The 13,940-nt window shown below is 72.7% G+C and carries 10 protein-coding genes; 4 read left to right on the forward strand and 6 right to left on the reverse strand.

Annotated features, from left to right (window positions below; all coding sequences use genetic code 11):
- Window positions 1-176: 176 nt before the first annotated feature.
- The 4 genes from AB0B01_RS20840 to AB0B01_RS20855 form a co-directional block, all read right to left on the reverse strand.
- A complete protein-coding gene (locus AB0B01_RS20840) occupies window positions 177-1,412 on the reverse strand; it encodes a branched-chain amino acid ABC transporter substrate-binding protein (protein ID WP_361720931.1) in 1,236 nt (411 codons plus the stop codon).
- Between the two features lie 532 nt (window positions 1,413-1,944).
- Window positions 1,945-2,355 (reverse strand): hypothetical protein, encoded by a 411-nt coding sequence (locus AB0B01_RS20845; protein ID WP_361720933.1) that lies wholly within the window; start codon window positions 2,353-2,355, stop codon window positions 1,945-1,947.
- Between the two features lie 184 nt (window positions 2,356-2,539).
- On the reverse strand, window positions 2,540-3,010 hold the full coding sequence (locus AB0B01_RS20850) for a hotdog fold thioesterase (protein WP_361720936.1): 471 nt from the start codon (window positions 3,008-3,010) through the stop codon (window positions 2,540-2,542).
- Between the two features lie 53 nt (window positions 3,011-3,063).
- Window positions 3,064-5,334 (reverse strand): FdhF/YdeP family oxidoreductase, encoded by a 2,271-nt coding sequence (locus AB0B01_RS20855; RefSeq protein WP_361720939.1) that lies wholly within the window; start codon window positions 5,332-5,334, stop codon window positions 3,064-3,066.
- Window positions 5,335-5,468: 134 nt separating this feature from the next.
- Between AB0B01_RS20855 and polA the strand changes: the two genes are divergently transcribed.
- Complete coding sequence (polA, locus tag AB0B01_RS20860; protein ID WP_361720942.1) at window positions 5,469-8,189, forward strand: DNA polymerase I; 2,721 nt, start codon at window positions 5,469-5,471, stop codon at window positions 8,187-8,189.
- 33 nt (window positions 8,190-8,222) lie between these two features.
- Here polA and AB0B01_RS20865 read toward each other — a convergent pair whose 3' ends face one another.
- Complete coding sequence (locus AB0B01_RS20865) at window positions 8,223-9,101, reverse strand: DUF4184 family protein (protein WP_361720945.1); 879 nt, start codon at window positions 9,099-9,101, stop codon at window positions 8,223-8,225.
- Window positions 9,102-9,383: 282 nt separating this feature from the next.
- On the opposite strand from AB0B01_RS20865, the gene AB0B01_RS20870 reads away from it, so the two are divergent.
- Genes AB0B01_RS20870 through AB0B01_RS20880 form a run of 3 tightly spaced genes read left to right on the forward strand, consistent with a single transcriptional unit; the run spans window position 9,384 to window position 11,281 of the window.
- On the forward strand, window positions 9,384-10,124 hold the full coding sequence (locus AB0B01_RS20870) for a hypothetical protein (RefSeq protein ID WP_361720948.1): 741 nt from the start codon (window positions 9,384-9,386) through the stop codon (window positions 10,122-10,124).
- Window positions 10,125-10,153: 29 nt separating this feature from the next.
- A complete protein-coding gene (locus AB0B01_RS20875; RefSeq protein WP_361720951.1) occupies window positions 10,154-10,297 on the forward strand; it encodes an SPW_0924 family protein in 144 nt (47 codons plus the stop codon).
- 12 nt (window positions 10,298-10,309) lie between these two features.
- A complete protein-coding gene (locus AB0B01_RS20880) occupies window positions 10,310-11,281 on the forward strand; it encodes a DUF3068 domain-containing protein (RefSeq protein WP_361720954.1) in 972 nt (323 codons plus the stop codon).
- On the opposite strand, the gene AB0B01_RS20885 is transcribed toward AB0B01_RS20880, so the two are convergent.
- On the reverse strand, window positions 11,271-13,937 hold the full coding sequence (locus AB0B01_RS20885; RefSeq protein WP_361720957.1) for an ATP-dependent helicase C-terminal domain-containing protein: 2,667 nt from the start codon (window positions 13,935-13,937) through the stop codon (window positions 11,271-11,273). The two genes, AB0B01_RS20880 and AB0B01_RS20885, sit on opposite strands and share 11 nt — an antisense overlap.
- Between the last annotated feature and the right edge of the window lie 3 nt (window positions 13,938-13,940).

Here is a 13,940-nt window from a genome sequence, read left to right on the forward strand (position 1 = left end):
AGGGGTGGTGCGCTTGTGGCGCTGTTGTCCGCCCCCCGCGGTCCGCCGTTTTGTGGTGCGCTTCCCCCGCGGCGGCGGGCCCCCCCCCCCCCCCCCCCCGCGGCGTGGTTCATTTGGTGATCAGACGCTGCGTGACCAGGTGCAGCGTGTGGTGCGGGTCCAGAGCGAGCTGGGGATTACTGGTTGAAGGTGTCGCTCTTGACGTCGATCCACTTGCCGCCCTCGACCTTGTAGACCGTGAGCTGCTTGTTGGTGGTGTCGCCGAACTCGTCGAAGGCGACCTTGCCGGTGACGCCGTCGAAGGAGACCTTGGCGAGGGCCTCGACGACCTTGGCGCGGGCGTCGGTGGGCAGCTTGCCGCCGTTGGCGGCGACGGCGGTCTTGACGGCCTGGATGACGGCCCAGCCGGCGTCGTAGGAGTAGCCGCCGTAGGCCGCGTAGGGGTCCTTGTAGCCGGCTGCCTGGTAGTCGGCGATGAAGGTCTTGGCGGTGGGCAGCTTCTCGACGGGGTAGCCGATGGAGGTGGAGAGGTCGCCTTCGTTGGCTTCGCCGGAGGCGGTGATGAAGGCGGGGTCCTGGATGCCGTCGCCGCCCATGAGCGGGATGTTGGCGCCGGTCTTCTTGACCTGGTCGGCGAGGAGGCCGCCCTCGGGGTACTGGCCGCCGAAGTAGACGGAGTCGGCGCCGGAGGACTTGACCTTGTCGGCGGTGGAGGAGAAGTCGGTCTCCTTCACGGTGACGTGGTCGGTGCCGACGACCTCGCCGCCGAGCTTCTTGAACTCGTCGGAGAAGATCGCGGCGAGGCCGGCGCCGTAGGTCTGCTTGTCGTCGACGACGAAGACCTTTTTCTTGCCGGCGTCCTTGAAGAGGTACTGGGCGGCGAACTTGCCCTGGACGACGTCGGTGGCGGCGGTGCGGAAGTAGGTCTTGAAGGGGCGCTTGGGCTCGCCCTTGCCCCAGTTGTCACCCTGGCTGAGTGAGGGGTTGGTGTTGGCGGGGGAGACCTGGGCCAGGTTGGCGGCGGCGAAGACGCCCTGCATGGACTGGGAGACGCCGGAGTTGAGCGGGCCGACGACGCCGATGACGTCCTTGTTGCCGACGAGCTTGGTGGCGTTGGCCTGGCCGGAGGCGGGGACGGCCTGGTCGTCGAGGGCTTCGACCTTGAATTCGATGCCCGGGACCTCGTTGTTCTTGTTGGCCGTCTTGGCCGCGAGGTCGACGGAGTTCTTGATTCCCTGGCCGAGCGCGGAGAGCGATCCGGTGAGGGGGGCGTCCACGCCGATGACGACGACGGTCTTGGAGCCGTCGGCCTTGTCTCCGGTCTTCGCCTCGTCGCGCGATCCGCATGCGGTGAGGGTCAGTGCTCCCGTGGTGATCACGGTGGTGAGGACGAGCAGAGAACGGTGTCGCACGATTCTTCCTTTCCCTGGCGCGGCCTCCTCATCTGAGGTGCCGTTGGGTCGCCGGGCCGCACTGGGATGTCCACGGCCGTGCTGGTCGCGCCCTGCGGCGCGGTGACTGGCCGTGACTCTAGGCCGAGGGGGCGAGTGCGGGGAGCGGGGAAAGGAGGATGTGACTGTCTTGTTATGCCAAGGCCAAGAATGCGTGGTGGGAGTGTGGACAGATCGGGCGTTTGGCGACTTCGGAGATCGTCCGCATCGTGAGAATTACCCGCTCCTTTAAGGGGCTTGAGGGCCTCATGGTCCTGTCATTGATCCATGGCGGCCGAATGTCGCTGACTGTGTCCGAAAGAATCCGGGCGGTGGCATTCGGGCAGGGAAAAAGGGGATTCTGTAGGGCGTGAGCATTACTGACGGTAATGACGGGCCTTGATCCACTTGGCGTGAACGGATCACGGGCGGCAGGGCGAAAGGGCGTCCGACCTGGGGTTGTGCCGTACGCGGGCGGGTGACCGGAAGCCGGACAGCGCGCACGGGATTCCGGTCAGCCGCTCGGGCTCGGCGGGCGCCAGTTCTCCGAGCTCCAGGTGGCCCCGCCCTGCTCGGCGCAGCGCTGCGCCACGAACCGGTCGATCAGCTCAAGTGCCCTGTCACGTCCGGCAGTTCGCTCTTCGGCCCGGCCGGCTGCGACCGCGTCCTCGTGAATTGCGTACTGCGCGTTGGACAGGCCCTTCTGCTCCCAGTCCAGACCGGCCCAGGTGCTGCCCTTGAGGGTCTCCTTGGCCCAGTAGGACACCAGGCTTGTGCAGATCTGCGCCGGTGAGGAAGGGCCCGCTGCGGGCGTTGTCGGGTGCTGCGGTGCAGGTGGGGCGGGAGTGGAGCAACCGGACAGGGTGAGGGCCGCCAGGAGGGCGGCGGCGCCGTACCGGGCCGCTGTGCGTGGCTGGATCCCCATGTAGGGAAGGTAGGCCGTCACCTTCGGTGACACAACAGGCGTCGGCGCAATGGGTGCGGACTGGCGGATTCCGGGCGGGTGCGGGGCGTGCGGGGCGGGGGCGGGGCCGGCGGCGGGAGGGAAGGCCGCAGGCCCGTATCCGTCCCTGTGGGGGCGTGGTACGGGCCTGCGGGGGCGGTGCGGGTCAGGCTTCGGTGGCCGGGCTCGCGTCGCGCAGCAGGCAGGTCAGGCGGGCGGTGCACACGCGGCGGTCCTGCTCGTCGCTGATGACGACCTCGTAGGTGGCGGTGGAGCGGCCGCGGTGGACGGGGGTGGCGACGCCCGTGACGGTGCCGGAGCGGACGCCGCGGTGGTGGGTGCAGTTCAGGTCCACGCCGACGGCGATCTTGTTGATGCCGCCGTGCATCATCGCGCCGACCGAGCCGAGGGTTTCGGCCAGGACCGCGGAGGCGCCGCCGTGCAGCAGTCCGTACGGCTGGGTGTTGCCCTTGACCGGCATGGTGGCGACGACCCGCTCCGCGGAGGCCTCCAGGATGCGGATGTCCATCCGCTCGCCGAGGTCGCCCGCGGAGAAGAGGGCGGGCAGGTCGATGCCCAGGGCCGCGTACTCGTCGAGGACTTCCTGCGGGAACTTCACAGCGTGCTGCTCGCCCATGGCCGGGCTCCTTCGTCAACGATCGTTAACCATCTTGTCGTGAGGCCGTTCTATCAGGCCGGTTCGAAGCGCACGACGACGGACTTGCTGGCGGGGGTGTTGCTGGTGTCCGCGGTGGAGTCCAGCGGGACGAGCACATTGGTCTCGGGGTAGTAGGCGGCGGCGCAGCCGCGGGCGGTCGGGTAGTGGACGACGCGGAAGCCGGGGGCGCGCCGCTCGACGCCGTCCTTCCACTCGCTGACGAGGTCCGTGTAGGAGCCGTCGGCGAGTCCGAGCTCGGCGGCGTCCTCGGGGTGGACCATGACGACGCGGCGGCCGCCGGTGATCCCGCGGTAGCGGTCGTCGAGGCCGTAGATGGTGGTGTTGTACTGGTCGTGGCTGCGCAGGGTCTGGAGCAGCAGCCGGCCGGCCGGGAGCTCGGGGTACTCCACGGGTGCGGCGGTGAAGTTCGCCTTGCCGGTCTTCGTGGGGAAGCGGCGCTCGTCGCGGGGGGCGTGCGGGAGGCGGAAGCCGTCGGGGCGGGCCGCGCGGGCGTTGAAGTCCTCGAAGCCGGGGACCACGCGGGAGATGCGGTCGCGGATGGCGGCGTAGTCCTTCTCGAACTCCTCCCACGGGGTGGCGGAGGCCGTGCCGAGGACGGCGCGGGCCATGCGGGCGACGATCGCGGGCTCGGAGAGCAGGTGCGGGGAGGCGGGGGTGAGGTTGCCGCGGGAGGAGTGGACCATGCCCATGGAGTCCTCGACGGTCACGAACTGCCGGCCGCCGGCCTGGACGTCCTTGTCGGTGCGGCCGAGGGTGGGCAGGATCAGGGCGCGCCGTCCGGTGACCGCGTGGGAGCGGTTGAGTTTGGTGGAGACGTGGACGGTGAGGGAGGCCTTGCGGATCGCGGCCTCGGTGACCTCGGTGTCGGGGGTGGCGCCGACGAAGTTGCCGCCCATGGCGAAGAGGACCTTGGCCTCGCCGTCGCGCAGGGCCCGGATGGAGCGGACGACGTCGTATCCGTGGTGGCGGGGCGAGGTGATGCCGAATTCCTTGTCGAGGGCGTCGAGGAAGGCGGGCGCGGGGCGCTCGAAGATCCCCATGGTGCGGTCGCCCTGGACGTTGGAGTGGCCGCGGACGGGGCAGACGCCGGCGCCGGGGCGGCCGATGTTGCCGCGCAGCAGCAGGAGGTTGACGACCTCGCGGATGGTGGCGACGGCGTGCTTGTGCTGGGTGAGGCCCATGGCCCAGCAGACGATGGTGCGCTGCGAGGCCAGGATCATGGCGAGGGCGCGTTCGATCTCGGGGCGGGTCAGGCCGGTCGCCTTCAGGGTGTCGTCCCAGTCGGCCTGCCGGGCGGCGGCGGTGAACTCCTCGTAGCCGTGGGTGTGCTCGCGGATGAAGTCCTCGTCGACGGCGCCGTCCGTCTCGATCACGAGTTTGTTGAGGAGGCGGAAGAGGGCCTGGTCGCCGCCGATGCGGATCTGGAGGAAGAGGTCGGTCAGGGCGGTGCCCTTGAGCATGCCGAGGGGGGTCTGCGGGTTCTTGAACCGCTCCAGGCCGGCCTCGGGCAGCGGATTGACCGAGATGATCTGCGCTCCGGCGGACTTGGCCTTCTCCAGGGCGGACAGCATGCGGGGGTGGTTGGTGCCCGGGTTCTGCCCGGCGACGATGATCAGGTCGGCCTGGTGGAGGTCTTCGAGGGAGACGCTGCCCTTGCCGATGCCGATGGTCTCGTTCAGCGCGGAGCCGGAGGACTCGTGGCACATGTTGGAGCAGTCGGGCAGGTTGTTGGTGCCGAACTCGCGGGCGAAGAGCTGGAAGAGGAACGCGGCCTCGTTGCTGGTGCGGCCCGAGGTGTAGAAGAGGGCCTGGTCGGGGGAGTCGAGGGCGTTCAGCTCCTCGGCGATGATCTCGAAGGCGCGCTGCCAGGTGACCGCCTCGTACCGGTCGGCGCCTTCCTGCAGGAGCACGGGCTCGGTGATGCGGCCCTGCTGGCCCAGCCAGTAGCCGGAGCGTTCGGCGAGGTCGGCCACGGGGTGGGCGGCGAAGAAGGCGGGGGTGACCCGGCGCAGGGTGGCTTCCTCGGCGACGGCCTTGGCGCCGTTCTCGCAGAATTCGGCGGTGTGCCGCTTGTCACCTTCGGGCCAGGCGCAGCCGGGGCAGTCGAAGCCGTCCTTCTGGTTGACCTTGAGGAGGGTGCGGGCGGTGCGGGCGAGGCCCATCTGCTGCTGGGCGATCTTCAGGGTGTGCCCGATGGCGGGCAGGCCGGCCGCGGCGTGCTGAGGGGGCGCGACCTGCGGCGCGTCCTGTACGGGATCACCTGCGGGCGGCTTGGTGGCCATGTCGCTCCCCTTTGAGCAGTCGAGCAGCGCGGCGGAGGGAGCCGCGCGGGCGGTGGTGCGGCTCCGATCCTGCCACGGACCGCCGACATCGCCGACGGGGGGAATTGTCGGTGGGGCCGCCTAGGATCGGGGGCGTGGCAGAGAACGCATCGAAGAAGACCGACCAGACGACCGCAGCGGACCGCCCCCGCCTGATGCTCATGGACGGGCACTCCCTGGCGTACCGGGCGTTCTTCGCGCTGCCCGCGGAGAACTTCACGACCGCGACGGGGCAGCCGACCAACGCCATCTACGGTTTCGCGTCGATGCTGGCGAACACGCTGCGCGACGAGGTGCCCACGCATTTCGCGGTGGCGTTCGACGTCTCGCGCAAGACGTGGCGTTCGACGGAGTTCCCCGAGTACAAGGCGAACCGCTCGAAGACTCCCGACGAGTTCAAGGGGCAGGTCGAGCTGATCGGTGAGCTGCTCGACGCGATGAACGTGCCGCGGTTCGCGATCGACGGCTACGAGGCCGACGACGTGATCGCGACGCTGGCCACGCAGGCCGAGGCCCTGGGCTTCGAGGTGCTGATCGTCACCGGTGACCGGGACTCGTTCCAGCTGGTCTCCGAGCACACCACCGTGCTGTACCCCACCAAGGGGGTCTCCGAGCTGACCCGTTTCACCCCGGAGAAGGTCGAGGAGAAGTACGGGCTGACCCCGCAGCAGTACCCGGACTTCGCGGCGCTGCGCGGGGACCCGTCCGACAACCTGCCGGGCATCCCCGGTGTCGGTGAGAAGACCGCCGCCAAGTGGATCACCCAGTTCGGGTCGTTCGCGCAGCTGGTGGAGCGGGTGGAGGAGGTCAAGGGCAAGGTCGGGCAGAACCTGCGCGACCACCTGGAGGCCGTGAAGCTGAACCGGGTCCTGACCGAGATGGTGCGGGACGTCGAGCTGCCCAAGGCGCCGGGCGACCTGGCCCGCCTGCCGTACGACCGGTCCGCGGTGACGGGTGTGCTGGACGTCCTGGAGATCCGCAACGCCTCTCTGCGCGAGCGGCTCCTCGGTGTGGACCCGGGTGCGGGCGAGGAGCAGGCCCCGGCTCCGGCGCCGGGTGTGGAGCTGGACGGGAGCGTGCTCGGCACGGGCGAGGTGGCCCCGTGGCTGGAGCGCCACGGGCAGGGCCCGCTCGGCATTTCCACGGTCGACAGCTGGGCGCTGGGCCAGGGCAGCATCAGCGAGATCGGCCTGGCCGCTGCCGACGGGGCCGCCGCCTGGTTCGAGCCGTCGGCGCTGGACGAGGCCGACGAGCGGGCGTTCGCCGCGTGGGCCGCCGACCCGGCCAGGCCCAAGGTGGTGCACCACGCCAAGGGCCTGATGCGGGTCTTCCCCGAGCACGGCTGGACCCTGGCCGGGGTCACCATGGACACCGCGCTCGCCGCCTACCTGGTCAAGCCGGGCCGGCGCTCCTTCGCCCTGGACGCGCTGTCCAACGAGTACCTGCACCGGGAGCTGGCGCCGCCTGCGGCCGACGGGCAGCTCGCCTTCGGCGCCGACGAGACGGCCGAGGCGGAGGCGCTGATGGCGCAGGCCCGTGCCGTCCTCGACCTCGGCGAGGCCTTCACCGGCAAGCTCGCCGAGGTGGGCGCCGTCGAGCTGCTCCACGACATGGAGCTGCCGACCTCCGAGCTGCTCGCCCGGATGGAGCGGGCCGGCATCGCCGCCGACCGCGATCACCTGGAGGCGATGGAGCAGCAGTTCGCGGGCGCGGTGCAGCAGGCGGTGAAGGAGGCGCACGCGGCGGTCGGCCACGAGTTCAACCTCGGGTCGCCCAAGCAGCTCCAGGAGGTGTTCTTCGGCGAGCTGGACCTGCCGAAGACGAAGAAGACCAAGACCGGCTACACCACGGACGCGGACGCGCTGGCCTGGCTGGCCACCCAGACCGACCACGAACTGCCCGTGATCATGCTGCGGCACCGGGAGCAGGCCAAGCTGCGGGTCACCGTCGAGGGCCTGGTCAAGACGATCGCCGCCGACGGCCGGGTGCACACCAGCTTCAGCCAGACCGTCGCCGCGACCGGCCGGCTGTCCTCCACCGACCCCAACCTGCAGAACGTGCCGGTGCGCACCGACGAGGGCCGTGCCATCCGCCGCGGTTTCGTCGTCGGCGAGGGCTTCGAGTCCCTGATGACCGCCGACTACAGCCAGATCGAGCTGCGGGTGATGGCCCACCTCTCCGAGGACGCGGGCCTGATCGAGGCGTTCCTGTCCGGTGAGGACCTCCACACCACGGTTGCCTCCCAGGTGTTCGCGGTGGAGCGCGACCGGGTCGACCCCGAGATGCGCCGCAAGATCAAGGCGATGTCGTACGGACTTGCGTACGGGCTCTCCGCCTTCGGCCTCTCCCAGCAGCTCGGCATCGAGCCCGCCGAGGCGCGCGGGCTGATGGAGACCTTCTTCGAGCGGTTCGGCGGGGTCCGGGACTACCTGGGGCGGGTGGTGGAGGAGGCCCGCGCCACCGGCTACACGGCGACGATCTTCGGCCGCCGCCGGTACCTGCCGGACCTGGGCAGCGACAACCGCCAGCGCCGCGAGGCCGCCGAGCGGATGGCGCTGAACGCCCCGATCCAGGGCACCGCCGCCGACATCGTGAAGGTGGCGATGCTGCGCGTGGACCGGGCGATCACCGGGGCCGGCCTGAAGTCGCGGATGCTGCTCCAGGTCCACGACGAAATCGTGCTGGAGATCGCCCCCGGCGAGCGCAAGCAGGTGGAGGAGCTCGTGCGCCGCGAGATGGGCGCGGCCGTCGAGCTGCGCGCCCCGCTGGACGTCTCCGTGGGTGTGGGCCCCGACTGGGAGTCCGCCGCGCACTGATCCCGGGCACGGCCCGGGCGGCGCCCGTCCCCGCTATGCGGTGGGGACGGGCGTTCGCGTCTCGTCGCGGGACCGGTCCCCGTCGTCGTCCCGGTCGCGGTCCTGGAGCGGGCGGTGCCGGAGGCGTACGAGGACCCCGTACAGCAGCAGGCCCACGGCGAGTCCGCCGCCCGCGCCGAAGCAGACGGTCGGGATGATGTCGAGCGGCGTGCGGATCCGGTCGAAGAAGGTGAAGAAGCGCAGGACGCGCATCGTCACGCCGGCCGCCCCGCACACCACGACCAGGGCGGCCCCGCACAGCATCTCCCCGCGGCCCAGCACCGGCACGGACGCCGGGAGCGGGGAGGCGGGCAGGCGGCGCAGGGCGGTCACCGTGAACCAGAGCAGGACGCCGGCCGCCACCGCCGAAGATCCGTACTGGAGGAAGGTGTAGGGCGGAAAGCCGAAGGCGATCGGCTCACCGAGCCAGGGCAGCGCGTTCGTACCCCACCGGTCCATGTGCGTGAAGCTGTCCCACAGGACGTGCGTGAGCGAGCCGAGGACCGCCGAGAGGTAGAACCAGAGGGCCAGCGGGGCCGGCCGGCGTTCCTGCCGCCACCGCTCGCCCCGCACGGCGGCGTGCACACGCCCCCGCCAGGGGCGGGGCAGCAGCGCGGTCAGCGGCTCGCGCAGCAGCAGCCAGCACGCCGTGAGGGCGGCGGTGAGCACGGCGTCCGCGGTGAACACGCCGGGCAGCGAGTGCGTGAAATCGCCGTACGGCATGACGCCCTCGACCACGGCGTCCGCGAAGTAGAACGTGTCGGGCGCGAACGAGCCGAGGACGAGCGCCGAGGCGACCAGCGGCCCCCGTGCGCGGCCTGTCCGGCGGACGGCCGGCAGGACGGCAGCCGCATGGCTGAGCGTGAACGGCATGGCACCTCTCCTGGAGTCTGGCGCGGAGCAGCCAGTATGCGTGAGCTGCGCACGGCGTGAGGACCTCGTGAAACCCGGGCGACGATCCGTGGTGGCGTGAAGGGAGTTGACGTAGGGTCACGCGGACTTCGAGGGGAAGGGGTCCGGCTCATGTCGGCTCGGACGGCTCGATTCGGACGCAGGCCGCGCAGGGGCCAGGCCGGCGCCCTCGTCTGCGGACTCCTGGCTGCGGCGGTGGCCGGTTCCCAAGGTCCCCCCGGAGTAAGGCCCTCGGCAGCCGACGTGGAAGGCCTCGCACAGGCCGCGCCGCCGCCCCCGCCGCCACCGGGCGCGGGCGGGGACACCGCCTGGTCCGCCGAACTCCCGCCCGCAACCGGCCCCGAGCCGCCGGCCACCGCTGCGCCCGACCCCGGGCCGCGCAACGAGCCCGTCGCCATAGGCGGCGCCGAAGCGGGAGCCCAGGGCATACCGGCGACCGTGCTGGCGGCGTACCGGCAGGCGGAGCAGCGCGTGGGGGCGTCCGACCCGCACTGCGGGCTGCGCCGGCAACTCCTCGCGGCGATCGGCAAGGTGGAGTCCGATCAGGCGGCCGGCGGCCGGGTCGACGCCGCGGGCACCACGCTCCGGCCGATCCGCGGGCCCGTACTCGACGGCCGCGGCTTCGCGACCGTCAAGGACACCGACGGCGGGGCGTACGACGGCGACGCGGTCTACGACCGGGCGGTCGGGCCGATGCAGGACCACGCCCTCGCCGACGCCGACGCCGACGCCGAGCCCGACGCCCACGGCTCCGCCCTCACCCTCACCGAGCGGTACGGCCGGGCCGACGCCTACGCCGTCCCCCCGGCCGACCCCCAGTCCGGCCCCGAGCACCCGGCCGAGCCCGCCCGCGTCCCCCGGCCCGACGCAGACGCAGAGGCAGCCGCCGCCACCGTCGCCGCCACCGTCGCCGAGCCGTACGCAAAGCCCGTAGTCGAACGGTTCTCATCTCGCTCGCGCATTGCTACGGTGCCTCCTCCCTGACACCCCATCAGATCCCGGAGGGCCCTGCCATGCGCGCACTCGCCGCCGCCGCCGTCGGGCTTGCCGCCGCGCTGGCCCTCGTGTTCGCCGTCACGGCGTTCGGAGTGCCGGAAGGCAAGACCTCGCCCAGGCCGCTGCTCACCACCGCGCCCACCGCGCCCGGACAGGAGTAGGGAGGCCCGGCCGTGCGACGCAGAGTGAGCCTCGTCCTGCTGGCCCTGGCGGTCTTCTGCGCAGCCCTCGCCCCACTGCTGCGCTGGTACGCGTACCCCCGGCTCGCCAAGATCCCGCCGAACCAGTACCAGGAGGTGGTCCTGGAGGCGAAGGACGCCACCCTCCTCGACTACACCGCCGGCATGGAGCCCAAGAAGGTCGACAAGGTCACGATCGTCCAGACCCTGAAGGGCGACGTCGAGGCCTCCGAGGAGATCGAGGCGAGCGCCGGCAAGGACGTCGTCGTGTGGGACACCCTCACCCACATCATGGGCCCGGACGGCAAGATGGTCTCCCAGATCCCCGAGCGCTACATCTTCGACGCCCACACCCAGGAACCCGTGCACGCCACCGGCGAGGCGGTCGACGGGGACCCGGTCAGGCGCGAGGGCATCGAGTTCAAGTGGCCTTTCTTCACCGAGCCGCGCGACTACCTCTACTTCGACGCGCAGACCCGCACCTCCTCGCCCATCCACTACGTCGGCCCGCGCACCTTCCACGGGCTGGACGTGTACTACTACGAGCAGACCGTGCCCTGGACCAAGGTCTCCCTGCCGAAGAAGATGCCGATCGAGGGCATCGACCCGGCGACCTTCGAGCAGAGCACCGGCACCAGCCTCTGGTACAAGACGAAGGCGATGTTCTGGGTCGACCCGGTGACCGGGGCCCCCGTCAACGCCGAGCAGGTCATCGAGCAGGAGATGCGCGGCGGCATCGCGGCCGGGGCCCCCGACGGCAGGCTCACCGTCTTCGCGGGGCACGTGAAGATGAGGGACGACTACGCGAAGTACACGCGCGAGCTCGTCGCCTCGAACCGGGTGAAGGTCCTCGCGCTGCACACGTACGCCCCGCTCGGGCTGGCGGCGGGCGGGCTCGCACTGTTCGGGCTCGCGCTGTGGCTGGAGGCGCGCGGCCGCCGCGCCGACGAGGAGCTCACCGCCTGAGGCGGGCGTTGGTGTGGCGGGTGGGCTCCGCGGTGGCCGGGTCCTGCGGCCAGGGGTGCTTGGGATAGCGCCCGCGCAGCTCGGCGCGGACGGCGCGGTAGCCGTCCCGCCAGAAGGAGGCGAGGTCGGCGGTCACGGCGGCGGGCCGCCCGGCCGGTGACAGCAGGTGGACGAGTACGGGAACGCCCGCGACCCGGGGGGTCGCGGCGAGCCCGAACAGCTCCTGCAGTTTCACGGCGAGGACGGGCTGCCCGTGCTCGGCGGAGTAGTCGACCCGGATCCGGGAACCGCTGGGCACCTCGATCCGCTCCGGGGCCAGCTCGTCGAGGCGGGCCGCCTCGCCGGTGGCCCAGGGCAGCAGCCGCTGCAGCGCCTGCCCGGCGTCGATCCGCCCGAGGTCGGCCCGGCGCCGGGCCCGGGAGAGCTCGGGCTCCAGCCAGTCGTCGGCGCGGTCCAGCAGAACGTCGTCGTCCTGTACGTCGGGCCAGGCGCCGCCGAGCGTGCGGTGCAGGAAGCCGAGCCGGGCCCGGAGGCCTTCCGCGTCCGCGGACCAGCGCAGCAGGCCGAGCCCCTCGGTGCGCAGGCCGTCGAGCAGGGCGGCCCGGACCAGTGCGGGGTCGGGGCCGCGCAGGGGGCGTACGGCGAGTTCTATCGCCCCGAGCCGTTCCACCGTGCGGGCGAGGACGTCCCCGTCCTCCCAGCACACCTCTTCTCCGGCGGCGAGGAGGTGGCCGGCTGCGCCGCGGGCGGTGTCCTCGTCGATGACGGCGCCCAGCCGCACCCGCGCGGAGGCGGAATGCGGGGTGCGGTCGGCGGCGGCGACGGCCAGCCAGGGAGCGTGGCGCAGCCGCGAGCCTTCGGAGAGCTGGGCCGCAGTCCCGGAGGCCATGAGGAAGGCCCCCTCGCCCTTGGCTCTCGCCACCCGCTCGGGAAACGCCAGGGCCGCGACGAGTCCGACGGCGCCGTCGTCGGGGAGGGAGTCGTCCCCCGCCCCGCCCTTTCCGGAAAAGCGGGGCTCCGCCCGAAGACCCCGCTCCCGGGGCGGAGACCCGGACGCTCCCGGGGCGGCGTCCGCGCCGGCCGGGTCCGGGCGGCCCCCGGCGTCGGGACCGGGCCGGGTGGCGGGCAGGCTCCGCGCAGCGGAATCCGCCCCCGCGGCACGCGCCAGGCGGGAGGCCTCCGCGCGCCAGCGCGCGGCGTAGCCGTCGGCGCCCCGGCGGGCCGAACGCCAGGCCGCGGCCAGGTCGTCGCCGTACTCCCGCGGCGGCTCCTCGCTCAGCAGGGCCACCACCTCGGCCGCCCGCCGGGCGCCGAGGGCCGGGGTTCCGTCGAGCAGGGCCCTGGCCAGCCGCGGATGCAGCCCGAGCCGGGACATGGCGACGCCCCGCGGGGTGGCGCGGCCCTCGCCGTCCACGGCGCCGACCGCCGCCAGGACCTCCCGCGCTGCGGCCATCGCCCCGGCGGGCGGCGGGTCCAGCAGGGCCAGCCCGGACGCGTCGGGGTCGCCCCAGCAGGCGGTCTGGAGCGCGAACGCCGCCAGGTCCGCGGTCCGGATCTCCGGCGGCGGGTAGGGAGTCAGCCGGGAGTCCTCGGCGTCGGACCAGCAGCGGTACACCGTCCCCGGCGCCTCGCGTCCGGCCCGTCCGGCCCGCTGCCGGGCCGTCGCGCGGGACGCCCGTACGGTCGCGAGGGAGCCCAGGCCCCGCGCGTGGTCGACCCGGGGTTCCCGGGCCAGCCCGCAGTCCACGACCACCCGTACGCCGGGCACGGTCAGGCTGGACTCCGCGACCGCCGTCGCCAGGATCACCCGGCGGTGCGCGGCCGCCGTCAGCACGGCCTCCTGCACGGACGCCGGGGCCCGGCCGTGGACCTGGAGCACCTCCGCCTCGACCGGCCCCAGCTGCCCGGCGACCCGGGAGATCTCCCCGACGCCGGGCAGGAAGCACAGGACGTCGCCGGAACGTTCCGCCAGTGCCCGCCGCACCACCGAGGCCACGTGCGCCAGCTGCGCCGGGTCCACCCGCATCCCGTGCGGGGGCCGCACCGGCCGGGCCGGAGGCGCCCAGACCGTCTCCACGGGATACGAGACCCCCGCGGCCTCCACCACCGGTGCGCCGCCCAGCAGCCGCGCCCACCCGGCCGCGTCCGTCGTCGCCGAAGCGGCCACCAGGCGCAGCTCCGGGCGCAGGGTCTCGCGTACGTCCAGGAGGAAGGCGGCGACGGTGTCGGCGTCGAGGTGCCGCTCGTGGCACTCGTCCAGGACGACCACGTCGACGCCGGCCAGCTCCTGGTCCCGCTGGAGGCGCTGGAGCAGCACGCCGGTGGTGACCACTTCCACCACCGTCCCGGGGCCGGCCACCCGCTCCCCGCGCACGGTGAAGCCCACGGACCCGCCGACCGGCTCGCCCAGCAGCCAGGCCATCCGGCGCGCCGCGGCCCGGGCCGCGATCCGGCGGGGCTCGGCCACCACGACCCGGCGCCGCGGCCCGCCGCCGGCCGGCCCGGCCAGCCCGGCCAGCACCAGCGGCACCAGCGTGGTCTTGCCGGTGCCGGGCGGGGCACAGAGCACAGCGGCGCCGTGCCCGTCCAGCGCCGAGACGAGCGCGGGCACGGCCTCGCGTACGGGGAGGGAGTCGAGGGCAGCCGTACGGATCAAGGG

Origin of the sequence: Streptomyces sp. NPDC044571, from assembly GCF_040647115.1 — a bacterium.
Classification (GTDB): domain Bacteria; phylum Actinomycetota; class Actinomycetes; order Streptomycetales; family Streptomycetaceae; genus Streptomyces.